Source organism: Autumnicola edwardsiae (assembly GCF_031846505.1).
Classification (GTDB): Bacteria; Bacteroidota; Bacteroidia; order Flavobacteriales; family Flavobacteriaceae; genus Autumnicola; species Autumnicola edwardsiae.
In genome coordinates, this window is record NZ_JAVRHP010000008.1 from 1 (window position 1) to 25,462 (window position 25,462).

The following is a 25,462-nucleotide window of genomic DNA, read 5'->3' on the forward strand; positions in this document are numbered from 1 at the left end:
CACTAACTTCATTTACACTGGAACGAAGGGTGATATCTTCATCCAATCCTTCATCTGCAAAGTTATCATAAGGATATAAACTTGCCAATTTTCGTACTGCCGCATCGGTTTGAACCACCACAAAATTTTCGAAGTTATTAACGTCAAAGGAAGCTTTGTACGTGTCCATCACGCGCCATACAAGAATGGTGCTTATCATTACAGGATTTCCCAGTTTGTCGTTCACTTTAAGCCGTTCACTGTCAAAGTTCCTGGCACGAAGGGAAATTTTCTTTTTTGTGTAAAAAGGATTTACCCAAAAAAGTCCGTTTTTTTTAACCGTTCCTTTATAATCTCCGAAAAGCAATAGAACTCTGGATTCATTAGGGTTTACAAGGATTAAGCCGGGAAGGATTACCAGGGAAATAAGGAAACCAAAACCAAACCATACGCTTTTAAGGGTTGCGAAGCCTATAATGCTTCCAATAAAGAGGATGAGAAATAAAAAAAGCATTACGTATCCATTTGAAGGATTTAAATCTTTTTCCTGAGTCATGACTAAAGTTGTTAGTTGATATTAATATGATATCATAAATGTATTAAATTAAACTGATTAAATGGTTTTTTTAACATTCAGTTTACTTAGCTTGTTTATATTTGCGGAAAAATTGCCTGCTATGAAGTCATTCCTGATTATTTTCTTTTCGGTTTTTGTTCTACAATTCTCTTTCGCTGGTACCGGAGACTGGGGGAAAACAGGACATCGTGCCACTGCTGAAATTGCTGAATCCCACCTCACTAAAAAAGCACAAAAAGCAATAGATAAAATTTTGAACGGGAGAAGCCTGGCTTTTGTCGCAAATTATGCAGATGATATTAAAAGTGATCCAAAATTCCGGCAATACGGGCCATGGCACTATGTGAATATAGATCCTGATGAAGAAGAATATAACCGGGAAGAGGCAAATCCAAGAGGAGATTTGATACAAGCTATAGAGAAGTGTGTTGAGGTTTTAAAAGATAAGAGTTCTTCTAAAGAGGATAAAGAGTTTTACTTAAAAATGCTCGTCCATTTTATGGGTGATCTTCATCAGCCTTTTCATGCCGGCAGGAGTGAGGATAAAGGAGGCAACGACATCCAGGTGCGGTGGTTTGGTGATGGATCCAACATTCATCGTGTATGGGACAGTGAAATGATCAATTCTTTCCAGATGAGTTATACTGAACTCGCCGAAAATACAAAAGAACTCTCAAGGGAACAGGTGGAGCAGATAAAATCTGGTGAACTCCTGGACTGGGTTTACGAGTCCCGGGCACTTGCAGACAAGTTATACGCTTCTGTAGAAAAGGGTGAAAAACTGGGCTATGAGTATATGTATGCGAGGTTTCCATTGGTGCTGGAGCAGCTACAAAAGGGAGGATTACGTTTGGCCAGCGTGCTCAATGAAGTTTTTGGATAACTATTCTATTCTTCTAAAAGTAAGATTGATTCTTTTTCCGATTTTTTTCTTTGTCTTCGGAAGTTGATGTTTCCAGAAATGCTGGGTGCTGCCTCTCATAATAAGCAGACTCCCGTGCTTTAGGTTGATCTTAAATTTTTCGTCTTTTGTTTTATGCTTAAAATGAAAAATCCTTTCAGCTCCAAAACTTACAGAGGCGATTTCGGGATTTTCTCCAAGTTCTTTTTCATTGTCGGCATGCCAGCCCATGCTGTCCTCTCCGCCCCTGTAAAGGTTTAGTAGGCAGGTGGTGAAGTTAACATTGCAGGCTTTTTCAATAGTAGCTTTTATTTTGAGTAAATCGTCAGAAAAACTTTCCGGCTTCATTGTTAATCCAGAATAGGTATATGTTTTATTATTATTTGCAAATAAGGCAGTAAGCCTTGGTTGAAGTATTTCTTTGCCAAATAACCTTATTTTGTCCTGTCTCCATTCAGTTGTATTGATAAGTTTGTTAAAATATAGATCTGCTTCAGCTTCAGAAAAAAAGTATGGGAAATACAGGATTTCTGCATCAGGAAGCTCAATAATTTCCGGTTTCATCATTTAATATTGAAGATATTGCCAGGCCCACCACATAAGAACAAACTGAAGCGGAATTCTAAGCATCAAAATCCACTTTGGGATTCCGGCAGCGGCCTTTTTAGAAGATAACATATAGAAGTGAACGAGCAAAAAGATGATGAGCATCAGGATAATCCCATATACCGCAAGGTTCCTGGTTTGCTCAAGTAATAAAGCTGCTCCTAAAGTTATTTCTGCCGCACCACTTAAAAGAACGAGGAATTTATGTGCGGGTAAATACCGTGGCATTATGCGCAGGTATATTTTGGGCTTTACAAAATGAAGAAATCCGCCAGTGAGATAGATTCCAGCCATGAGGTAAAGATGCCAGGGTTGATACATACTGGTTTTTGATTAAAGATACTGGAATTTTTTCCTAAGTTGGTTATTACTGCTAAGAAGAGAAATCTAAATTTAAAAAATTTTGTGTAGTTTGTTGAAATGCAGTATTTTTCGTACCCCTTAGATCTTTAACTTAACCAACAGCTAATTGCAAAAAAGCTACTACAGGCTTCTTTTTTTTCTGGTTTCCATACAGGCTTTTGCTCAGCAGAATCCGTGTAGGGACCCTTATCTGGATTCTCTCTACGACGTTTCCGTACGGCACTCCTATGATTATAATTATTACGATGCTATAACCGAAGCAAGGAATCTCATTCAGGAGGCTACACTCAGGGACAACAATTACTATATGTATCACGGCTATAATGTTTTGGGAGGTAGTTATACTGACTTAAAAGATACACTGCGTGCCAAGAGAAATTATGAGGAGGCGCAGCACTATGCTGTGGAATCAAAAAATGATACGCTTATCCTCTGGGCGAGCAATAATCTTGGAAATATTTACTCTGAAGATAAGGACACCAGGCAGCTTGGAATAGATTATTACAATAAGGCAATTGCTATTGCCAAAAAAATGGGTATTGAGCGGGAAATTCTTTATCCAACTAACAATATTGCCTGGACGTATATAGACAATTTGGAATACGACAAAGCCGGACCTTATCTTAGGGATGTATGGAATCTGATAAAAGATTCAGATGAAGAGGATCACTATTTGTTATCGCAGGTTAATTATTTGACAGGAAGATACTTTTTAGGGCAAAATGAGCTCGAGAAGGCTGAGCCATTCTTTAAAGACGCTATAGAGGTTGCCGAAGAGGATTCCTATCTGCTGGAGGCGTCACAGGCATATAAAGAATATGCACATCTTCTTTATAAACTTGAAAAATTTGACGAGGCTTATCTGGCGCTGGCAAAATATCAGGAATATAATAACCAAATTTTTGAAAAGCAGCGATTAAGACAAATCAACATAGCCAATGCAAAGTTTGATAATAATGAATACCAAAATAACCTCAAATTAGCCGAAAAAGAGCAACAATTCCAGGCGAAGATCATAGAGAATTCCAACGAGAAGATCTTTATCATGGTTATTTCTTCTGTTGTTTTAGTAATAATCTTATTTGTGCTGAATAAAATCAACAGGGACAGGACTAAATTAATTGATGAGCTAAAAGCCAAAAATAGTCAGCTTGAGGAATCAAAAAATGAGGCCGAGCGTCTTTCCAAATTAAAGACGCAATTTTTTTCTACTGTAAGCCATGAGATTAGAACTCCGCTCTATGGAGTGGTAGGATTAACTTCTCTTTTATTAGAGGATAAAAGCCTTACAAAACACCAAAGTGATTTAAAGTCTTTAAAGTTCTCTGCAGATTACCTTCTGGCGCTTATTAACGATGTTCTGCAAATGAACAAAATGGAATCAAATCTTGTAAAGCTGGAGAATGTGTCTTTTCATCTTAAGGATTTAATGAGCAGCATCTTAAATACTTTTGAATTTGCACGTATTCAGAATAATAATAATATTCATATTAACATTGATAAAGATATTCCGCCCTATTTAATGGGAGACCCTGTACGTCTTTCTCAAATATTAATTAACCTGGTAGGGAATGCAGTAAAATTTACCGAAAGAGGAGACATTTATCTATCAGCCAGGCTGCTAAAGAAAACAGAGGGGGAGGCATATCTTATTGACTTTGAGGTAAGAGACAACGGGATTGGGATTCCGGAGAATAAACAAAAACATATTTTCGAGGAATTCTCCCAATTGAAGACTTCAAACTACAATTATCAGGGTACAGGATTAGGGCTTCCTATAGTTAAAAAATTACTAGAGCTCTTTGATTCTGAAATCCATCTGGAAAGTGAAGAGGGTAAAGGCTCTGTTTTTAGTTTTACCATTGGATTTCAGAAAGATATTTCCAAACAGGAAAAAACTGTTCCAAAAACCAATGATGAGGAGTGGACAGAGACAAATGAAACTCCACAACACATTTTAATTGTTGATGATAACAGGATCAACCAGGTAGTTACCAGTAAAATTCTTGAAAAAAAGAAATTTATTTGTGAGGTGGCCGGCGATGGAGAAGAGGCAATTAATAAGGTGAAAGAGAATGATTACGGCCTTGTCCTTATGGATCTTAACATGCCGGGGATGGGCGGTTTGGAAGCCACTCAAAAAATTAGGCAGTTCAACTCTTATGTTCCTATTGTAGCCCTTACGGCTGTAGAAGTAGAAGAGATGCGCGAGAAAATTTTTAATTCTGGGATGGATGATATCATCGTGAAACCATATGATGTTCAGCAATTTTATCAGATAATTTATAGAAATCTTACAGGTAGAAAAATGATAGACAAAGTATAATTGTCGTCGATTTCAGCACTTCAGGAGCCTACGATTAATACTATTCAGGTGAACCAATTCCTAAAGATATTCAATCTTTTTTATTGCGGTTATACTTCCAGAGTCAATGCACATTTTTGGCAATTATCGGTATAAAAAAAGCCGCTTTACTGTAATTGCAGTAAGGCGGCTTTCACATCTTTAGTAACAATGATTTTACTTAACCATATCGAAGCTACGCTTTATAAAAGCAGTTAATTCTTCTCCTTTAAGCAGGTTTTGAGATAGTCTGGCCAAATCCAGGGATTGCTTTATAAGGCGCTCCTGTTTTTTGTCAGTTTTCGTGTTTAGAATTTCAGAAATTAAATCGTGGTTGGTATTTACCACAAGATTGTACATTTCTGGCATATTGCCCATTCCAAACATTCCACCGCCGCCGGTTTGTTGCATTTCCTTCATACGACGCATAAACTCCGGTTGAGTAATAATGAGCGGTGCAGCATTGCTATCCATAGCTTCTAATTGTACAGTATACTTTTCCTTCGGAACAACTTTTTCAAAATCTGATTTCAATTTCTCCTTTTCTTCATCTGAAAGTTTAGAGATATTTTCATCATCTTTTTTGATGAGGTTGTTCACGTGATCAGAATCTACACGTACAAAAGAAAGTTTTTCTTTAGAAGATTCCAGTTTCTGTAGCAAATGAGAAATGATTGGTGAATCTAAAAGTAGTACCTGGTAACCTTTGTCTTTGGCCGCCTGGATGTAGCTGTGTTGCTCATCCTGGTTGGAAGCATAAAGTACAACCATATTTCCGTCCTTGTCGGTCTGGTTTTCCTTTATCTTTTCCTCAAGTTCTTCAAAAGTATAGAACTTATTGTCTACCGTGGGATAAAGTGCGAAACTTTGTGCTTTGTCAAAGAATTTTTCTTCTGAAAGCATTCCGTACTCAATAACGATTTTAATGTCGTTCCATTTCTTTTCGAAATCATCACGATTATTGTTGAAAAGCGTTTTCAACTTATCTGCAACCTTACGGGTAATATAACTGGAGATTTTCTTAACTGAAGAATCTGCCTGAAGGTAAGATCGTGAAACGTTCAAAGGAATATCAGGAGAATCTATTACTCCGCGTAACATTGTTAAAAATTCCGGTACAATCCCTTCAACATTATCGGTAACATATACCTGATTTTGATAAAGCTGGATTTTATCTTTCTGGATGTTCATATCCTGATTCATCTTAGGGAAATATAAGATTCCGGTAAGATTAAAAGGATAATCTACATTTAAATGGATGTGGAATAACGGCTCCTCGAACTGCATGGGGTACAATTCGCGGTAGAAATTATTATAATCCTTTTCTTCAAGCTCGGTTGGCTGCTTTGTCCAGGCCGGCTCGGGATTATTAATAATGTTGTCTACAGTTTTTGTTTCCGGCTCAGCGTCTTCGGGAGCATCTTCAGGTAACGGAAGGGTTTCTTCTGTAGTTCCGAATTTAATTGGAATTGGCATAAACTTGTTATACTTCACCAATAACTCCTGAATTCTGTTTTCTTCCAGGAATTCTTCTTCATCTTCATTAATATGAACAATAATTTCTGTACCGCGCTCCTGCTTATCTCCTTCTTCTAAAGTGAATTTTGTAGTTCCTTCACAAGTCCAATGAGCAGCTGGTTCGTCTTTAAAAGATTTTGTGATTATTTCCACCTTATGGGCCACCATAAATGCAGAGTAAAAACCAAGACCAAAGTGTCCTATGATTCCGCTGTCTTTAGCAGAATCTTTATATTTTTCAAGAAATTCTTCAGCTCCTGAAAAAGCTACTTCATTAATATACTTCTCAACTTCCTCTTTGGTCATCCCAATTCCCTGGTCGATAACGTGAAGTTTTTTACCTTCTTTATCAACTTTTACTTCTATAACAGGATTTCCATATTCTACAGATACTTCCCCAATACTGGTAAGATGTTTCAGTTTAAGGGTTGCATCGGTTGCGTTAGAAATCAACTCCCTTAGGAAGATCTCATGATCACTGTATAAGAACTTCTTAATTAGAGGAAAAATGTTCTCTACAGACACATTAATATTTCCGGTTGCCATATATAATTTTTTATTTGTTAATCATTCGGCTCAATAAGGTCAAAAAAAGTACCATTGAACTGCCGCTGACAAACTGACATAGCAAGATGTAAGGATTTGCCAGTTTCGGCGTCTAAATTATGGAATACTACTGAAAAGGAAATATTTAACAAACATTTTGTTTAACATTCACGAATAAATGTTGAACAAGTAACTATATTTGAATAGAAAAATTAAGTGTTATGACAGCTAAAACAGGTACCACTAAGAAAAAACTTGATGAGGATCGTCTTATAAGTTTATATACGGATTATGTTCTGGAGGAGGAGAAGACTCCGGGAACTGTATATAAGTTTTGTAAAGAGAATAAAATTGACGAGCAGGAATTCTACCAGTTTTTTGGAAGTTTTGAGGGTCTTGAAAAAGGAATTTGGAGCCGTTTTTATGATCATGCTTTAAATGTGATTGGTAAGAGTCCGGAATATGAATCGTTCTCTAACAGGGAAAAGATGCTCACGTTCTTCTATACTTTTTTTGAAATCCTTACGGCTAACAGAAGTTATGTGTTATTTACGCTGAAAAAGGGTGAAATGCCACTTAAAAATCTGGAGCAGTTAAAAGGTCTTCGGAAAAAAGTGAAATCTTTTGCTGCAAATTTAGTGAGAGAGGGTAACCAGGAAAAGTCCGTAAATGTAATAAGACAATCTGAAGCTGTGTTTTCAGAAGGTGCCTGGATACAATTGCTGTTCCTTTTGAGATTCTGGAAAGATGATAATTCTCCAGGATTTGAAAGTACAGATGTAGCCATAGAAAAATCTGTGAATACGATATTTGACGTTTTTGACAGTACACCTTTGGATCGTATAGTGGATTTTGGCAAATTTCTATGGAAAGAAAAAATGGCATAAGCCGTATATAAAATGAAAACAATAGACAAAATACCCACAGGAAAGTTAGGTCGTAGCTCCAAAATGGTGCGTACCGGTGTAAAAATAGGTGGGAATTACATTAAGTATTATAGTAAAAAAGCCTTCAATAATCAGTTAACAAGGGATGAACTGGACGAAAGTAATGCCAGTGACATTTACGACGGCCTCAAAAGCCTGAAAGGAAGCGCGCTTAAAGTGGCCCAAATGCTTTCTATGGAGAAAAATTTATTGCCAAGTGCGTATGTGGAGAAATTTAGTCTTGCACAGTTTAGTGTTCCTCCATTATCGGCGCCTCTAGTTCGAAAAACCTTTAAAAAATACCATGGAACATTTCCGGAAGATCTATATGATACGTTTGCAACCCAATCTGTAAATGCGGCCAGCATCGGACAGGTGCACCAGGCTACTAAAGATGGGAAAAAACTTGCTGTGAAAATTCAATATCCCGGGGTTGCAGACAGTATCAGTTCAGATCTCGCAATGGTTAGACCCATTGCATTAAAGATGTTTAACATGCAGGCCAAAGATTCAGAAAAATACTTTAAAGAAGTAGAAGGGAAACTGCTTGAAGAAACAAATTATATTCTGGAGGTTGAGCAAAGTATAAATATTTCTGAACGCTGTGCTCATATTCCAAACCTTAAATTTCCGAAGTATTATAAAGATTTATCCAGTGAAAGAATTATTACGATGGACTGGATGGATGGCCGGCATTTAAGTGATTTTGCAAAAAATAATAAAAATCAGGAAAAGGCAAACAAGATTGGCCAGGCTCTTTGGGATTTCTATATGTTCCAGATACACGCTCTAAAAGAAGTACATGCAGATCCTCATCCTGGTAATTTTTTGGTAGATAAAGACGATAATTTAATAGCCATAGATTTTGGTTGTATTAAAAAAATCCCTGCAGAATTTTACGAGCCGTATTTTTCATTGACCAACAGGAATAACCTCGATAATTCTGAATATTTTCAGGAGCAGTTAAAAAAGCTGGAAATAATTCAGGAAACTGACAGTAAAAAAGAGGTAGCGTTCTTTTCTGAAATGTTTTACGAGATGTTCAGTATGTTTTCTACTCCATACCAGTCTGAAGAATTCGATTTTACAGATGAAGCTTTCTGGAAGCATCTTACAGAATTAAGCGAAAGATACTCTAAAGATCCGGAACTGCGAAAGATGAATGGAACCCGTGGTAGCAGGCATTTTCTATATATGAGCAGGACCTTTTTCGGCTTATATAATCTGCTTCACGATTTGGAAGCTAAAGTAAAAGTAAACAGGTATAAAGAGTATCTGTAACAATTTATTAATTGGTTAGGTTGTTGAAAAGCGTGTTCTTCTGCAAAGAATGCGCTTTTCTATGTCATAGCTTTTGCTGCTCGTCCCGGTTTGTTATTATAGTGGTAAAAAAGGCAGTTCCGCTTGTTAAATTCTGATAAATTGCTTTAGAACAGAGGCTTGTGTTTTTATATTCGTCCTAAGTTTAACCATTAAAAAAAATATATTATGAAGATGCAAACCTTAAGTATACTTGGTGCATTTTTGTTCCTAAGCACAGTGGCTGTTGGACAAAATACCGGGTATGATGATTACGATGGCAACATGGATGGAACTATAGATCGCACTGAGTTTGACGATCAGTACAACAACACCTACTCCACTTGGGACCAAAACAATGATGACAATGTTGATGAACGTGAATTCTACGAAAACACGTACAGAAATGTAGATCGAAACAGGGATAACCAAATTTCTGAAGATGAGTGGAACCAGGGCTATGATAACATGTATGGTGACTATATGGATTCCAGGAACTATGGTGACTACGACACCAATCGGGATGGAAACCTGAGCAGTGAGGAATATCAGGAGAGTTTTAGAGACTCAGACTTTTATAGTAGTTATGACACAAACCGTGATGGAAATGTAAACCAGGATGAATTTAACACAGGAGTTTACAGTTATATGGACCGCAACAGGGATGGCTCTTTAGATCAAGAGGAGTACGATGCCTATGGTTCATACTACAACACTGCTGGTGATATGTAGAAATCTTGTCTATTTAAGATTAATTGGAAAAGCCCGCATAGCGGGCTTTTTCTTTTTCATGCATGTAAGCTTTTACCTGTAAAAATTTACAGTAAACATTCCCGAAAACTTAATGTTTCTTATATTGCATACCTAATTTTTGCTGAAATGCTTAAATTGAAGTTGAATAATAAACAAAACTGAAAAATTCAGAATATGTATCAGTCCAAAATTGCGGGTTTAGGAAGTTATGTGCCGGAGAATGTTGTGACCAACGATGATCTTTCGAAGATCATGGATACCAACGATGAGTGGATTCAGGAGAGAACAGGAATAAAGGAGCGGCGACATATCAAGAAGGGAGATGGCAATTCTACCGCGATTATGGGAGTGAAAGCTGCTAAAGTCGCTCTGGAAAGAGCAGAAATTTCTAAAGATGACATTGAACTTATTGTTTTTGCTACTTTAAGTCCAGATTACTATTTCCCGGGCTGTGGTGTTCAGGTACAGGAAATGCTCGATATAAAGACCTGTCCGGCCCTGGATGTCAGGAACCAGTGCAGTGGTTTTATTTATGCAATCTCGGTCGCAGATCAATTTATTAAAACCGGGATGTACAAGAACGTACTGGTAATTGGAAGTGAAAATCACAGTGGCGGTCTGGATATGACAACCCGTGGCCGGTCGGTTTCGGTTATTTTTGGAGATGGGGCAGGAGCAGCGGTACTTACACGAAGCGATCATAATAGCCAGGGTATACTATCCACTCATTTACATTCGGAAGGGAAACATGCGTTGGAGCTTTCTTTGCGGGGGCCAAGCACAAACCACTGGGTACCGGAAATAATTGCTGAAAATCCGCAGGGAGATGATATCCCTTACTACCCGTATATGAACGGACAATTTGTTTTCAAAAATGCAGTAGTTCGTTTTTCAGAAGTAATTATGGAAGGCTTGTCAGCAAATGGACTGGAAGTAAAAGATATAGATATGCTTATTCCGCACCAGGCAAATCTGCGGATTTCACAGTTTATTCAGCAGAAATTTAAACTGAAGGACGATCAGGTTTATAATAATATTCAGAAGTACGGAAACACAACAGCCGCTTCAATCCCAATTGCTTTAACTGAAGCCTGGGAAGAAGGTAAAATTAAAGAAGGTGATGTGGTGGTCCTTGCTGCTTTTGGTAGTGGCTTTACCTGGGCAAGTGCAGTAATACAGTGGTAGAAATTTAATGGGAAAGGTCCTGGAACAATTTACAATTTGTCTTGCAGGGCAAAGATTGATCAATTCCAGAGAACTTACGTACGGTTATAATACCTGTAAAGGTCGTAGATGCCAAAGGCGATAAAGCCTACTGCCAGTATAATTCCTAAAACATCTTCTTCAGGAGAATTTAAGCGGTAGTAAAGCCTGTAACTTCCATATCCTATAAATGCAACTCCTAAAACAAGCTGCCAGATATTCCGCTTTTTTTGCGGTTGGTTGCTATTCATTCTTAAAGTCTTTCGGAAAAGTATTCCTCGCAATCTTCAAGGCTTCGTTATAATGATCCTTAACTACAAACAACAGGATTTGTCCAGGCATTCCGCCACCAAAACCTGCTCTCAAACCTGAATCAAAATCATTTCTAACGCGGGAAGATATTCCTTCCTTTTCAAATAATTCCTGAAGATATTGCACATTGGTTTCAGAGCCTGTATAAACGTGTTGATAGCTTTGGTCAGTCTCCATAAGTTGTTGTTTTATAATTCTAAAATACGAATATCACTGCTCGAAAACAGGGGCTTTATGCAGAGTTTAACGTTCTAAGCGTTGTAATACTTGCTGTTCCAGATTTCGGAACTAAAATTTTTCCCCTTTTTAATTCCGAAGAAAATCGCAAGTCCTGCCACCCACTTAAACATAAAAAAGAAGATCATAAAGAATTCCGCTGTAGTCTGCCGGGGGGAAAACATACCATCTGGAACCAGCAACGCCAGCAGAAAACTTCCGAACAGCAGGACAAAAGCAAAGTTTTCCAATGTTTTAAAAGGCCACATTAACACTTTCCGGAAAGGGTTTAAATCATTTCCCCATTTGTGTATCAGGTAGAAATAATCGTTACCCATTGGTGCCATCAATAAAGGATCATCGGCATTTTCGAGCTTAAATAGCTTTGATGGAGCCAGTATCTTAAATCCCTTTAAAGTTGTTTTATGCTGTTTTTCAATACTCCTTATTTCAATAAAAGCTTCATGCGGAACATTTCCTTTAAAGTATTTAGTACTCAGAAAACGCAGCCGGTATTGCACACAAATTTTCTCAATGTCTAAAATATGAAAGATCCTGTTGCTTTCCAGGTCATCGAAAATAAAGTTATTCCCTTCTGCTGAAGATCCATCTTCCAATGCTTCCAGGATAAGGTTTTTTTCCTTTTCAGCATTTAGAAAAATATCCTGAACCTGTTGCAGAATTTTTTCTTCGGAAATTCTTTTATTGCGGGATCTTAAAAGTTGCTTTTGGACATTTGTTCTTGGGAGGTTCAGCTTCATCTATCATTTCTTTAGCATCTGCCACTAAATTAGGTATTAAACTTTTAAAATCCCAATCAAAATTTTCAGATGAACTAAAAAATATATTTTTTCTGGAAATGAACTTATATTTCAGAAATTCTGTACTCCAATATTATAGGGAAATTCAGTATATGTCTTTCCTTTAAAATAGAAGGTCGAAAATTGTCATTTTAAAGCCCCGGCTTCACTGCAAGTTCTCCAATATCTGATATTAAATTGAGTTACCGATATTTGCCGTATTCCTTGTTAAATTCAACTAAAAGTGGCGTAAAGCCTTTTTTTTAAGTCCATACGGACTAATTCTAGCATTTAGAATAAGAAAAACAGCAACCATGAAAGGTTTTAAACCTTATTTTCTTATCGTATTGGCTACCTTAACACTTGTGGCCTGTGGATCTGTGGACCTATTAGAGTAAATGCTAAGTAACTAAAGGCTATGATTCTTATTTGCCAAATAAGGACACCTCTAAAAGTCGAAAATTGGACATGGCGTGGCATCAGTTCTGAAGAAATTGGTGCACGTAGAATGAATAGCGATATTCAGGATTATATAGATGAAGTCTTTAAGAACTTTCCATTGTAGTCACGAACACTTAAGTTGCTCAGAAAAAAAAACCGTGTAAAAAGACTTTACACGATTTTTGTTTTTAAAACAATTTCAAAGTTTATCTTAATTCAGCCTGAAGATCTTTTTCAAATCGCTGCTGAAGCTTATTCATAATTTTATCTACCTGCTTATCTGTAAGTGTTTTATTTTCATCCTGAAACATAAAACTTACGGCATAACTCTTTTTTCCTTCCGGAAGATTACTGCCCTGGTAAACATCAAATAAATTAACCGCTTTTAAAAATTTCTTTTCAGTTTGTGATGCGATAGATTGTATATCCTCGTACTTAACCGACTCGTCCAGCAGGAGCGCAAAATCCCTTCTTACCGCAGGATATCGTGGTATGGTGTTGAAGCTGATTTTCTGAGTTTTTACAAGCTCAATTACCGCGTCCCAGTTAAAATCGGCAAACAGCACTTCCTGTCCAATATCGAAATGCTTTATAACAGATTTGCGGACCACCCCAAACTCTACCAGTGTCGCTTTTTTGGAACTCATCGCAATTCCTTCAGAAAATACATCAGATTTAGCTGAACCAGCTTTGAGGTTGTTAATGCCCAATCGGTCCAAAATAGATTCCACAACTCCTTTTAAATAGAAGAAATTCCCTTTGTTCTCCCGGGTGTTCCAGCCTTGAGGATTTCTGTTTCCAGATACAAAAACAGACAAATGTTTATCTTCCACACGGCCACTTATATAATTGTGGTAAGTTTTACCAAATTCGAAAAGCTTTAGATCGCTGTGGCGTCTGTTAATGTTGTAGCTCACTGTTTCCAGTCCTGAAAAAAGTAAGGATTGCCTCATTACGCTAAGATCCTGGCTAAGCGGGTTAAGCATGTTTACGCTATGTTCCTGTTTTAGCTGTTCGCTCAGCTTAATATAGGCAGGGCTCGTAAGGGAATTTGCCATAGTTTCATGAAATCCCTGGCCTGTTAACTGGTTCGCAATAATATTCTGTAATCTGTAGTCTTCATATTTTGAAGAATTGGCAACAGATATTTTTAGTTTTTCCCCAATTTTAATATTGTTGTACCCGTATACCCGCAGGATTTCCTCGATAACATCAGATTCCCTTTGTACATCTACCCGGTAAGAAGGAATGGTGAGTCCCATTCCTGTTTCGGTAACATTATTTACTCTTATTTCCAAAGAAGCAAGAATGGATTTTATAGTCTCTTCCTGAAGGTTTTCACCAATAAGCTTGTTCACCTTTTCAAAGGTTAAGAATACCTGAAAATCTTCAATTTTCTTTGGATAAATATCATCAATATCACTGGTAATTTCCCCACCGGCAATTTCTTTGATCAGCAGTGCAGCACGTTTTATGGCATATTCAGCAATGCCTGGGTCTATACCACGTTCGTACCTAAAGGACGCATCGGTGTTAAGTCCGTGTCTTTTTGCGGTTTTCCTTACGCTAACCGAATTAAAGTAGGCGCTTTCCAGAAAAATCTTGTTTGTGTTTTCAGAAACCCCGCTTCCCAGTCCGCCAAACACGCCGGCAATGGCAAGGGGTTTTTCGGCGTCGCAAATCATTAAATCTTCTTCGTGAAGCTCTCTTTCCACTTCATCTAAAGTGGTGAATTTTGTGCCCTTTTCGAGCGTTTGTACTTTTATCTCCCTTCCTGCAATTTTATCTGCATCAAAAGCGTGCAGCGGTTGTCCCAATTCGTGCATCACGTAGTTTGTGGCATCTACCACGTTGTTTTTAGGGCCAATACCAATTGCCTTTAAACGATTTTGCAGCCATGAAGGCGAAGGCTCGATTTTTAGGCCTGAAATACTTACACCGCAATATCTTGGTGCAAGGCTGGAATCTTCTATATGTATCGGAATTTTAAGGCTTCGGTTATCTACATGAAAACTACTTACCGAAGGGGTAATTAACTCAAGATTTTTGCCCTGTTGCTTGTAGCCGGCCTTTAAATCTCTGGCTACACCCCAGTGGCTCATTGCATCTGCACGATTTGGGGTAAGGCCGATTTCAAAAACATGATCATTTTCAATATCAAAAATTTCGGCAACAGGTGTTCCGGGAACCAATTCGTTGTGCATTACCATAATCCCTTCGTGGCTGCCGCCCAGTCCAATTTCTTTTTCTGAACAGATCATCCCATGGCTCGCTTCTCCGCGTATTTTCCCTTTCTTAATGGTCCATTCTTCTCCATTTTCATCATAAAGCGTAGTTCCAATTGTTGCTACCGGTACTTTTTGTCCGGCTGCAATATTAGGGGCGCCACAAACTATTTGTACATTCTCGCCATTTCCCAGGTCTACGGTGGTAAGGTTCAACCTGTCGGCATTGGGATGTGGGTTGCAGGTTAGCACGTGACCAACCACTACTCCTTCCAGTCCGCCTTTAATGCTTTGGAAAGAAGTAATTCCTTCTACCTCAAGCCCCAGGTCTGTTAGTAAATCTCCGGTTTCAGTCGGATTTTCAGGGAGTTTAATGAATTGCTTTAGCCAGTTGTAAGAAATTTTCATCGGGTTCTGTTTTCAGGCAGCAAAGATAGTACTACGATTGATTTTAGCATAAATTATAAGTAATTTTTGAAGTGCTTCAAAAATTAGAAGACCTCTTTGTATTTATCTTTTTTTTAAACAATTTTGAGACGTTATTTTTTAAATCAGCCTCCTGCCTCTCTTCTCTCTCCTCTTTTAAAAGCGATGCTTTGAAAATGTCAATTATCGACCTGTAGTTTCACCACAAATCCACCAATAATTTCTAATACCCGCAGAAGAATAAACTTTCCACTTTCCTCTTGTTTCCTGCTTCCTGTCTCTTGCCTCTTGTTTCTTGCAGCGAAGCGGTCTTTAATCTTTTTTCTGAACAGGAAAGTTAACTTATATAATTCCAGATATTCTTATGCTTTACGAGTTGGACGTAGGTAAATTTTAAAACAGCATTTTTTTCTAATGCGAGGTCGGGATCTTCTTTAAGTATTTGCAGTGCATGATATCGGGCGGTTTTAAGAATGTCGTTATCTTTTACAATATCTGCAATTTTTAAATTAAGAACTCCGCTTTGCTGGGTTCCCATCATATCTCCGGGTCCGCGGAGTTTCAGGTCTACTTCGGCAATTTCGAATCCGTCGTTGGTGCTCACCATAGTTTGTAAACGGGTTTTGCTGTCGTTGGAAAGTTTATGCCCGGTCATTAAAATGCAAAAGCTCTGTTCGGCGCCCCGGCCAACCCGTCCGCGTAACTGGTGCAATTGCGAAAGCCCAAAACGTTCTGCACTTTCAATAATCATCACACTGGCATTCGGCACGTTTACGCCAACTTCAATCACCGTAGTGGCAACCATAATCTGTGTTCCCCCGCGCACAAACCTGTCCATTTCGTAATCTTTATCTGCCGGTTTCATCTGCCCATGAACAATCGAAATCTGATTATCCGGAAATTCCCGCGCAATACTTTCATAGCCATCCATAAGATCTTTGTAATCTATTTTTTCAGATTCCTGGATCAACGGATAAACGATGTAAACCTGTCTGCCTTTCTGGATTTCTTCTTTTATAAACTTGAAAACTTTCAGGCGGTTACTGTCATAACGGTGCACGGTTTTTATCGGCTTCCGTCCCGGCGGTAATTCATCTATAACCGAAATATCAAGATCGCCATAAAGGCTCATCGCCAAGGTTCTTGGAATTGGAGTCGCAGTCATCACCAGGATATGCGGGGGCAGGTTGTTCTTTTTCCACAATTTTGCCCTTTGTGCAACTCCAAACCTATGCTGCTCATCGATGATAGCTAGTCCCAGATTTTTGAATTTCACTTTATCTTCCAGAAGGGCGTGCGTACCAATCAGAATATCTATTTGACCATTTTCGAGCTTCTCGTGAATTTCCCTTCGCTTCTTTGTTTTTGTTGAACCGGTTAAAAGATAGATGCTGATATTAAGTTTGCTGCACAATTCTTTTAGTCCCTGGTAATGCTGAATAGACAATATTTCTGTCGGCGCCATTAAGCAGGCCTGGAAGTTATTGTCAAGCGCAATCAGCATCGCCATTAAAGCAACAATGGTTTTTCCAGATCCTACATCGCCCTGTAGTAACCGGTTCATTTGTGCGCCGCTGCCAAGATCACTGCGTATTTCTTTGATCACCCGTTTTTGGGCATTGGTAAGTTCAAAAGGAAGATGTTCCTTATAGAAATTTCCAAAATTCTCACCAATCTGATCAAAGTTAAAGCCCTTGATCTTCTTTTTCTGAAGCATGTTCTTAATGAGCAACTGCAACTGAATATAAAACAGCTCTTCAAATTTTAACCGGAATTGTGCTTTTGCCAACAGCTCCTGGCTTTTTGGGAAATGCACATTAAACATCGCTTCAGCTTTGGGAATAAGTTTTAGTTCCTCCCGAATTTCAGTTGTAAGCGTATCGTAAAATTTTCCGTTGGTTTCTACGAAGAGTTGCTGCATGATCTTATTGATCATCCTGTTGCTAACACCTTTTTTCGCCAGCAATTCCGTAGAAGGATAAACAGGTTGCATCGCTGTGCGCAGCTGTTTTTTGTACTCTTCAACCAGTTCCATCTCTGGGTGCGGCATACTAAACATGCCATTAAACCAGTTGGTTTTTCCGAAGATTACATAAGGTGTATTTATTTTCAGGTTTTCCCGAATCCATTTATGCCCTCTAAACCAAACCAGTTCCATTTTGCCGGTGTCATCTACAAAATCGGCGACCAGTCTTTTTCCGCGTTTTTGTTCAACGGTTTTAAGGTGGGTGATTTTACCCACAATTTGAACTTCAGCAGAGGTTTTTTCAAGGCTGGAAATCTTGTAAAACCGGGTTTTATCGAGGTAACGATTCGGAAAAAAATTAAGAAGATCCTGATAAGTATGAATGCCAAGCTCCTTCCGCAGCAGATCAGCGCGACCGGGACCTACTCCTTTCAGGTAATCTATGGGCGTTTGCAGGATGTTGGGATTCATGGAAACGAAGATATTAAATCCCGCTAAAATTTTGGGAGGAGATAACATGGGATTTACACTAGCACGAAAATTACCATTTTTAAGGCGTCACCGGTTTCAGGCCTTCATAATTTTGTAAATTTAACCATTATTGTAACCTTCAGCATGAAAAAGATTTTCCAGAGCCTGTTTTTATTGATTTCTATAACAGGAATTGCCCAAAATTCAGATATTTCAGATCAACTTCAGTATGTCGACTTCAAAAACGTCAATGCAAGCGTCACTATTCTTCCCGAAGAGGAAAAAGTAGCCGGGGAACTCGAATATTTGTTCGAAATTCTTCAATTTACAGATTCAATCTTCATCGATGCTCATAATATGGCTTTTGAAGAGGTAATGCTGAATGGAAAAAAAGCTGAATTCAGCAATAGTGGCAGACGACTATGGATAAAAGGCAATTTTCGACCTTCTGAAGGGAATCAACTTACTTTGAAGTATGCTGCAACTCCAAAACAGACGATGTATTTCATCAATTGGAATTCACCTGCTGCTGTACAAGCGCCACGACAGGTCTGGACACAGGGGCAGGGAAGGTACACTTCGCACTGGTTGCCGAGTTTTGATGACATGCAGGAAAAGGCAATTTTCGACCTGCAGTTTAGGTTTATACCGGGCTATGAGGTCATTGCCAATGGTGTGCTTCAGGAAAAAGAAGTTTTAAACGATTCTGTTGTGCAATGGAGCTTCGATATGGAGCAGCCAATGAGCAGTTATTTGGTGGCCGTTGCTGCAGGAAATTACCGCGAAAAGGAGATGTTAACTTCTTCCGGAATAGAAATGCTGCTTTACTATGAACCTGAAGATTCTTTAAAAGCAGAACCCACTTACCGCTATTCCACAGAAATATTTGATTTCCTGGAACAGGAAATTGGCGTTGATTATCCGTGGCAGAATTACAAACAGGTGCCGGTTCAGGATTTTTTATATGCTGGAATGGAGAATACGGGAACCACTATATTTTCGAACGTTTTTATGGTGGATTCTACAGGTTTTAACGATCGCAATTATGTAAATGTGAATGCTCATGAGCTGGCGCACCAGTGGTTTGGCAATCTGGTGACAGAAACCGGGAGCAAAGATCACTGGCTGCACGAAGGATTTGCCACTTTTTATGCATTGCTGGCCGAAAAGCAAATCTTCGGCGAAGACTATTATTACTGGAAATTGTACGAAAGTGCAGAGCAGTTAAGAGAGATGAGTGACGCCGGCAAAGGAGAAGCGGTTTTAAATGCCAGAGCGAGTTCGCTAACTTTCTATCAAAAAGGAGCCTGGGCCTTGCATATTTTACGCGAAAGAGTAGGGGAAGAGGCGTTTAATGAGGCGGTGAGAAATTATTTGAACCAGTACAAATACAGTACGGTAACTACCGATAATTTTATTGCTGAAGTCGAAAAAACCTCGGGTCAGGATCTTTCCGGTTTTATAGATAACTGGCTAAAACAGTCGGCTTTTAAAGCAACCGATGCTTTAAATTCGCTGAAGAAATCTCAGTTTATCACAGATTATCTTGCCATTGCCGGTTTGCGGGAAGTTCCGTTAAGCCAGAAATTTGCCAATTTAAATGCTGCACTAGATTTTCCGGTAAACGATTATATTGGTCAGGAAGTGGTGTTTCAACTGGCAGGGAATACTTCAGAAGAAGCTATAATGCTTTATGAGAAAGCGTTTGAAACCAATAATTTGTATGTAAGGCAAGCGATAGCGATGAGTATGGATGAAATTCCGACGGAATTAAAGCCTGATTATGAATCGCTTTTGAAAGATGATTCTTACCTCACCAAAGAAACCGCGCTTTACAATTTATGGATGCAGTTTCCCAAAAGTCGCAATACTTACCTGGAAAGGACCGGGGGGATAACGGGTTTTATGGATAAAAATGTTGAAACCTTATGGCTGGCTTTAAATTTAGCAACTCCAAATTTTCAGCCCGAAAAAAACCAGGAGATTTTTCAGGAATTAAGTAAGTATACTTCTCCTTATTATTACTTCGGAACGCGGCAAAATGCCTTCGGCTACCTTTATCAGCTTAATGCGTTTACAGATAAGAACCTGAAAGATTTACTGCAGGGAACACAGCACCAAACATCGGGTTTCCGGAATTATTCTAAAAAATTGCTGGAAGAACTTTTAAAGCAAGAGGAATACCGGGAAAAATTCAGGTCTTTAGCTGAAGAAGTTCCGGAGAAGCAACAGCAATTTTTACAGACAAAATTGAATAATTAGATGAAGGCACTGGTAATTTCAGGAGGAGGTAGTAAAGGCGCTTTTGCAGGTGGTGTGGCGCAATATCTTATAAAAGAACTGGACAGGGATTACGATCTTTACCTTGGTACTTCTACCGGAAGCCTGCTTATTTCTCACCTGGCACTCAATAAAACCGAAAAGATTCAGGATGTTTTTACTTCAGTAAAACAGTCAGATATTTTTAGCAACCGACCTTTTCTGATTAAAAGAAAACATGGTTTTGATCAGATTAGCATCAATCATTTTAATGTATTCCGGAATTTACTGAAGGGCAGAAAAACCTTCGGCGAAAGTAAAAATCTTAGGGATCTGATCACAAAAACGCTTTCTCCTGAAGAGTTTAAAAAGCTGAAGCAAAGTTCGAAAGATATTGTGGTCACCGTTTCGAATTTATCGCTTAACGACGTGGAATATAAATCAATTAAAGATTTTAGTTACGAAGACTTTTGCGACTGGATCTGGATTTCTGGAAATTATACTCCGTTTATGAGCTTAGTGCAAAAGGAGGGCTGCGAATATGCCGATGGCGGATTGGGTTCTATGGTTCCTATAGAAGAAGCAATTAAACGTGGTGCGACAGAAATTGATGCTATTATCCTGCAGACCGAAGTGAATTATTTAAACCGCATGCCTTCCAAAAACGTTTTTTCTTTGATAACGACTTTATTTCAATTTATGCTGGACAGGATTGAACACCAAAATATTAAAATCGGAAAATTTGCGGCGGCAAATAAAGATGTGATCATTAATTTCTATTATACTCCTACAGTATTGACTACCAATTCCCTTATTTTTGATGAAAAGAAAATGAAGGTCTGGTGGAAAAGTGGTTATAATTATGCGAAAAGGAAGAACGAGGAAGTTAATCAAATTGAAATTTAATGCGGGCACTGGTAATTTCGGGAGGAGGTAGTAAAGGAGCTTTTGCGGGTGGAGTAGCACAATATCTTATAGAAGAAGAGAAGAAGAAGTACGATCTTTACCTGGGAACTTCTACGGGAAGTCTCTTAATTCCTCATCTCGCCGATGGTAATATTGAAAAGGTCCATGAAATTTATACCAATGTAAATCAGCATAAAATTTTCAGCGTTAATCCCTTTATTGTAAAGAAAAAAGATGGACGCGAATATATTACCATCAATTATCCAAACATGTTCTGGCAGTTTATGAAGCGCAAGCGTACGTTTGGTGAGAGCAAGAACCTGAAAAAGCACATCAGGATACATTTTACTGAAGAAAATTTTGAATCGCTGAGGTCCAAAGTTAAGGATGTGGTAGTAACTGTTTCCAATCTCTCCAAGAACCGGGTGGAATATAAATCCATCCACGATTTCTCTTATGACGATTTTTGTGACTGGATTTGGATAAGCTGTAATTATATTCCTTTTATGAGCCTTGCCACGAAAGATGGCTGCGAGTATGCCGATGGTGGGTTAGGTTGCGTTGTTCCAATTAGGGAAGCGGTAAAGCGTGGCGCTAAAGAAATTGACGCGGTTATCCTGGAAGCCGAAAATATGGAATACAATAAAGTGCTGGGGAAAAATCCTTTTTCTTTAATGATGAACCTTTTTGGATTTTTACTGGACCAGGTGGAGTACCACGATATTATTGAAGGTAAACTGGCAGCACTTAATAAACAGGTAAAACTGAATATTTACTATACGCCAACAAAACTCACCGAAAATTCTCTCGTATTTAATAAAAAGGACATGACAGCGTGGTGGCAGCAGGGTTTTGAATATGCAAAACTCCGAAACGAAGAGAAAAAGAAATCAAAGGGTTTCTTTAGCCGGTTTTCGTTTAAATAATCTTCCTTACTTCCTTTTTAATAAAGGCCAGCGCGGCATCTGTAGGAGCTTGTTTTTCGATAAGTGAAGTAAGGATCACTTCCCTTAATTTATCTGCATATTCTACTTCTTCCCTGGAAGCTGCTTTTCGGATTAAACCTATGGTCGCGTTTTTTGCTGTTTTTATGTAGTCCCAGCAATCTGCAGTAACATAGATTTGTTGTGCCAGGTTATGCTCAAATTCCTGTTCTATGGTGTTTATGAGCAAATTTGCATAAGCATTGGCGTCTTCACTTACCGGTTTTACCCTAAAAAGGATTTTTCCAGGGGAAATTCGCTCCAGGAACAACGTCATCCGTTCATAAGCCTGTAATTTTATGGGTAGGGCTGTTTTCTGGTTTTCCCTGTGCAGAAGATAAATTCTTCTGGACTCTTCATTTCTGGAATTGGTATGAAAAAAATAGAAAGCTACGGCACCTACAATTATGGCAGGCAGGATACTGAAAAGAAGCTGTGTTAGATCCCCGGTCATATTTATTGTTCTAATTCTGATTTGTTAAACTTCAAAGCCTTCAAAAGTAAATAAAATCAGGATTTATCTTCTGTTTTGGTATTATTATTCTTATCGTAAACCGAAGTGTCCTCTGTTTCTGCTTCTTTTGTGGTTACTTCTTTGGCTTTAATTTTTCCTCCCAGGTAGGGTGAATCCACATGCTCCTGTACAGAAGTAAATTCAACTTCTGCCTTTTGGTAACAAAAAGTTTCTTCCAGTGTGGCAACCAATGTCTTGTCACTTAAATTAATCTGTACATCGCTCATATTTATCTGGCAGGGATGTTCATATCCGCAGGCATGGGTAATTTCCAGTAATTCTTTTCTGAATTTTGTGAAGTAATAATTTACCCTTTCAGATTTATCCTTAACATTTATTCCTGCCTGTAGCCATTTATTTTGAGTGGCAACCCCGCTTGGGCATGTATTGTTATGGCACACCTGGGCCTGGATACAGCCAATACTTAACATTGCTTCCCGTGCAACGCTTATACAATCTGCTCCCAATGCCATCGCCATAGCGGCTTTGCCGGGAAAGCCAAGTTTTCCGCTGGCAATAAAAACTATCCTTTCGGTAATTCCCCGATTTACAAATATTTTATAAACTTCAGAAAAAGCATAGATAAAAGGAAGGGAAACGTGATCTGCAAAACTTGGAGGTGCCGCTCCTGTACCGCCTTCTCCACCATCTATGCTTATAAAATCGGGACCGGTTCCTGTTTGTTGCATAAGGTCTGCCAGTTCTTCCCATTGTTTGAGTTGTCCCACGGCAGACTTTATTCCTACAGGAAGCCCTGTGGCTTCTGCTATTTCTTCAATAAAATCTACAAGTTCTCTCGTGTTTTCAAAGGCAGTGTGGTTTGGCGGGGACAGTACATCTTTGTTCAGAGGTATATGCCTGATTTCAGCAATTTCTTCTGTAATTTTTGAAGCCGGCAAAACCCCGCCTTTTCCGGGTTTTGCTCCTTGTGAAAGCTTAATTTCTATAGCTTTTATATGCGGATTCTCATCTACCAGCGCTATAAGCTTTTCTTTACTGAAGTTGCCATTCTCATCCCTTACGCCAAAATAAGCAGTCCCAATCTGGTAGACCACATCGGCTCCTTTTTTGTGGTAACTGGAAATCCCGCCCTCCCCGGTATTGTGAAAAGCAGCAGCTTTTTTACATCCGCGGTTTAGAGATTCTATGGCCCTGGCAGAGAGGGAACCAAAACTCATTGCAGAAACATTGATTATTGAAGCCGGGCGAAAAGGGCGCCTTCTTTTATGATAAAGCCCCATTACTTTTGCGCAGGCAATGAATGTAGGATCCTCGTGGTTAAAATGGTTTTTTTCCATTCGAAAGGGCATCATTGCATTGTTTACAAATATGTAGTGATTGCCGTAAATGTCCCTGTCTGTCCCAAAACCTTCATAATTATTTTCGTTTTTGGAGGAGGCATAGATCCAGCCGCGTTCCCCACGGTTAAATGGAAGTTCTTCCCTGTTGCTGGCCACGATGTACTGGCGCAGCTCCGGGCCTATACTTTCCAGCATATACCTTAGATTACCCACAACAGGAAAATTGTGTTTTATAATATGAGTTTTATTAAAAAAAATATCTTTAATAGCCACGGCAACCAGGAAAATCAATATCCAGGCCCACCAACTTATTGATCCCAAAAATTCTAAAACTTCATTCATCACTGTTGATTTAAATAATTCAACGCCAATTGCGACATTGCTTTTACCCCTAAAAGCAAGCCGCTTTCGTCTATAAAGAAGTCCGGGGTATGATGCGGTGCCGCCTTATCTGAATTTAAGGGTTTTCCTCCAAGAAAAAAATATAATCCGGGAACCTTTTCCTGAAAAAATGAAAAATCTTCACCTCCGGTAGTTGCTTTCACCAGTTTTACATTTTCACTTCCGGCAACTTTCTGAAGCGTGGAGAGCATTTTTTTAGTTAATTCAGGATCATTGTAAGTGATAGAAGTTTTGTTTTCAATCTTAATCGTAGCTTTTGCATTATAAGCTTCAGCAATAGCGGGCACCATTTCGTTCATTCTTCTTAAAATAAGTTCTTTCATCGCGGGATCCAGTGTCCTAACCGTCCCAATCATTTCCACCGATTCCGGGATAATATTGAAACGGACTCCCCCGGAAATTTTTCCGACGGTGATTACCGCGGCGGCATCTGTTAATTTTGCTTCCCGGCTAATAATGGTTTGCAGTCCATCAATAATTTTTGCTGAAATCATTACCGGGTCAATTCCTGACCAGGGTTGGGAACCGTGCGTTTGTTTTCCTTTTACATTAATTACAAAGCGTTCCACTGCGGCCATAGTTCCTTCAGGTTTATAAGTAATGGTTCCCACAGGAACTTCAGAATCTATATGTAAACCAAAAATAGCATCAACATCAGGATTTGTGAGCACACCTTCTTTTATCATTAATGCCGCTCCACCTTCTTCTCCTGGTGGCGGACCTTCCTCGGCAGGCTGAAAAATAAACTTAACCGTACCGTTGATCTTGTCTTTATGATTTGATAAGATTTCAGCAACACCCATAAGAATAGCGGCATGGGTATCGTGCCCGCAGGCATGCATTACACCTGTTTCCGCGCCTAAGAATTCTGTGGTAACTTCAGATTTAAAAGGGAGATCGTTCCTTTCGGTTACAGGCAGGGCATCAATATCTGCACGAAGCGCGACTGTTTTCCCTTCATTTTTACCTTTTAAGATTCCTACTACCCCGGTTTTTCCGACTTCAGTTTGCACTTTCATCCCCAGCCGCTCAAGATGGGCTGCTATTTTTTCAGCAGTTTTAAATTCGCGATTAGAAAGCTCGGGGTTTTGATGAAAATCTCTTCTCCATGTAATTACTTTATCTTCAATATTTTCAATTTGCTGTTCCAGTTGAATATCAGATTGGGCATATAATCCAAATCCGAAAATCGAAAACGCTAAGAATAATTTGTACTTCATGTTAT

At 38.8% G+C, this 25,462-nt stretch carries 22 protein-coding genes; 10 read left to right on the top strand and 12 right to left on the bottom strand.

The window, feature by feature from the left end:
- Positions 1-535: SPFH domain-containing protein (locus tag RM529_RS02740; RefSeq protein WP_311483219.1), on the bottom strand; the 535-nt coding region annotated here is incomplete at its 3' end.
- 121 nt (positions 536-656) lie between these two features.
- Here RM529_RS02740 and RM529_RS02745 point away from each other — a divergent pair.
- Entirely contained in the window at positions 657-1,439 is a 783-nt protein-coding gene (locus tag RM529_RS02745) for a S1/P1 nuclease (RefSeq protein WP_311483220.1), read from the top strand.
- On the opposite strand, the gene RM529_RS02750 is transcribed toward RM529_RS02745, so the two are convergent.
- Positions 1,440-2,024 carry an alpha-ketoglutarate-dependent dioxygenase AlkB family protein gene (locus RM529_RS02750; RefSeq protein ID WP_311483221.1) on the bottom strand — a complete coding sequence of 195 codons (585 nt, stop codon included), beginning with the start codon at positions 2,022-2,024 and terminating at the stop codon, positions 1,440-1,442. It abuts the gene before it with no gap.
- Entirely contained in the window at positions 2,025-2,384 is a 360-nt protein-coding gene (locus tag RM529_RS02755; RefSeq protein WP_311483222.1) for a DoxX family protein, read from the bottom strand. It lies immediately after the preceding gene.
- A 148-nt stretch (positions 2,385-2,532) separates the two neighbouring features.
- Here RM529_RS02755 and RM529_RS02760 point away from each other — a divergent pair, with 148 nt between their 5' ends.
- The gene (locus RM529_RS02760) at positions 2,533-4,752 is read left to right on the top strand and encodes a hybrid sensor histidine kinase/response regulator (RefSeq protein ID WP_311483223.1); all 2,220 of its coding nucleotides are present in this window, start codon (positions 2,533-2,535) and stop codon (positions 4,750-4,752) included.
- 195 nt (positions 4,753-4,947) lie between these two features.
- Here the strand turns inward: RM529_RS02760 and htpG are convergent, their stop codons facing one another.
- Positions 4,948-6,834, bottom strand: a complete 1,887-nt coding sequence (htpG, locus tag RM529_RS02765) for a molecular chaperone HtpG (protein WP_311483224.1) — start codon at positions 6,832-6,834, stop codon at positions 4,948-4,950.
- A gap of 221 nt (positions 6,835-7,055) precedes the next feature.
- Here htpG and RM529_RS02770 point away from each other — a divergent pair, with 221 nt between their 5' ends.
- From RM529_RS02770 to RM529_RS02785, 4 genes are all read left to right on the top strand, one after another.
- Positions 7,056-7,721, top strand: coding sequence for a TetR family transcriptional regulator C-terminal domain-containing protein (locus RM529_RS02770; RefSeq protein WP_311483225.1), 666 nt, complete (start codon positions 7,056-7,058; stop codon positions 7,719-7,721).
- A 12-nt stretch (positions 7,722-7,733) separates the two neighbouring features.
- Positions 7,734-9,041 carry an ABC1 kinase family protein gene (locus RM529_RS02775; protein ID WP_311483226.1) on the top strand — a complete coding sequence of 436 codons (1,308 nt, stop codon included), beginning with the start codon at positions 7,734-7,736 and terminating at the stop codon, positions 9,039-9,041.
- 207 nt (positions 9,042-9,248) lie between these two features.
- Entirely contained in the window at positions 9,249-9,791 is a 543-nt protein-coding gene (locus tag RM529_RS02780) for a hypothetical protein (RefSeq protein ID WP_311483227.1), read from the top strand.
- A 195-nt stretch (positions 9,792-9,986) separates the two neighbouring features.
- Positions 9,987-10,997 carry a 3-oxoacyl-ACP synthase III family protein gene (locus RM529_RS02785; protein ID WP_311483228.1) on the top strand — a complete coding sequence of 337 codons (1,011 nt, stop codon included), beginning with the start codon at positions 9,987-9,989 and terminating at the stop codon, positions 10,995-10,997.
- Between the two features lie 74 nt (positions 10,998-11,071).
- On the opposite strand, the gene RM529_RS02790 is transcribed toward RM529_RS02785, so the two are convergent.
- The 3 genes from RM529_RS02790 to RM529_RS02800 form a co-directional block, all read right to left on the bottom strand.
- Positions 11,072-11,266, bottom strand: coding sequence for a hypothetical protein (locus RM529_RS02790; RefSeq protein WP_311483229.1), 195 nt, complete (start codon positions 11,264-11,266; stop codon positions 11,072-11,074).
- On the bottom strand, positions 11,259-11,504 hold the full coding sequence (locus RM529_RS02795) for a putative signal transducing protein (RefSeq protein ID WP_311483230.1): 246 nt from the start codon (positions 11,502-11,504) through the stop codon (positions 11,259-11,261). The genes RM529_RS02790 and RM529_RS02795 overlap by 8 nt, the downstream gene beginning before the upstream one ends.
- A gap of 74 nt (positions 11,505-11,578) precedes the next feature.
- A complete protein-coding gene (locus RM529_RS02800; RefSeq protein ID WP_311483231.1) occupies positions 11,579-12,304 on the bottom strand; it encodes a hypothetical protein in 726 nt (241 codons plus the stop codon).
- Between the two features lie 457 nt (positions 12,305-12,761).
- On the opposite strand from RM529_RS02800, the gene RM529_RS02805 reads away from it, so the two are divergent.
- Complete coding sequence (locus tag RM529_RS02805; RefSeq protein ID WP_311483232.1) at positions 12,762-12,908, top strand: hypothetical protein; 147 nt, start codon at positions 12,762-12,764, stop codon at positions 12,906-12,908.
- An 82-nt stretch (positions 12,909-12,990) separates the two neighbouring features.
- On the opposite strand, the gene pheT is transcribed toward RM529_RS02805, so the two are convergent.
- Positions 12,991-15,417, bottom strand: a complete 2,427-nt coding sequence (gene pheT / locus RM529_RS02810; RefSeq protein ID WP_311483233.1) for a phenylalanine--tRNA ligase subunit beta — start codon at positions 15,415-15,417, stop codon at positions 12,991-12,993.
- Between the two features lie 355 nt (positions 15,418-15,772).
- Positions 15,773-17,872, bottom strand: a complete 2,100-nt coding sequence (gene recG, locus RM529_RS02815; protein ID WP_311483234.1) for an ATP-dependent DNA helicase RecG — start codon at positions 17,870-17,872, stop codon at positions 15,773-15,775.
- Between the two features lie 144 nt (positions 17,873-18,016).
- On the opposite strand from recG, the gene RM529_RS02820 reads away from it, so the two are divergent.
- From RM529_RS02820 to RM529_RS02830, 3 genes are read left to right on the top strand one after another with little or no spacing between them, the layout of a single operon-like run.
- Positions 18,017-20,134, top strand: coding sequence for a M1 family metallopeptidase (locus RM529_RS02820; protein ID WP_311483235.1), 2,118 nt, complete (start codon positions 18,017-18,019; stop codon positions 20,132-20,134).
- Positions 20,135-21,037, top strand: a complete 903-nt coding sequence (locus RM529_RS02825; protein ID WP_311483236.1) for a patatin-like phospholipase family protein — start codon at positions 20,135-20,137, stop codon at positions 21,035-21,037. It abuts the gene before it with no gap.
- Positions 21,037-21,963, top strand: a complete 927-nt coding sequence (locus RM529_RS02830; protein WP_311483237.1) for a patatin-like phospholipase family protein — start codon at positions 21,037-21,039, stop codon at positions 21,961-21,963. Before RM529_RS02825 ends, RM529_RS02830 begins: the two co-directional genes overlap by 1 nt.
- Here the strand turns inward: RM529_RS02830 and RM529_RS02835 are convergent.
- From RM529_RS02835 to RM529_RS02845, 3 genes are read right to left on the bottom strand one after another with little or no spacing between them, the layout of a single operon-like run.
- The gene (locus RM529_RS02835; protein ID WP_311483238.1) at positions 21,956-22,474 is read right to left on the bottom strand and encodes a DUF7935 family protein; all 519 of its coding nucleotides are present in this window, start codon (positions 22,472-22,474) and stop codon (positions 21,956-21,958) included. The two genes, RM529_RS02830 and RM529_RS02835, sit on opposite strands and share 8 nt — an antisense overlap.
- A gap of 56 nt (positions 22,475-22,530) precedes the next feature.
- The gene (locus tag RM529_RS02840; RefSeq protein WP_311483239.1) at positions 22,531-24,177 is read right to left on the bottom strand and encodes an FMN-binding glutamate synthase family protein; all 1,647 of its coding nucleotides are present in this window, start codon (positions 24,175-24,177) and stop codon (positions 22,531-22,533) included.
- Positions 24,177-25,457: an amidohydrolase gene (locus RM529_RS02845; RefSeq protein WP_311483240.1), complete on the bottom strand. Its 1,281-nt coding sequence runs from the start codon at positions 25,455-25,457 to the stop codon at positions 24,177-24,179. Before RM529_RS02845 ends, RM529_RS02840 begins: the two co-directional genes overlap by 1 nt.
- Positions 25,458-25,462 lie beyond the last annotated feature (5 nt).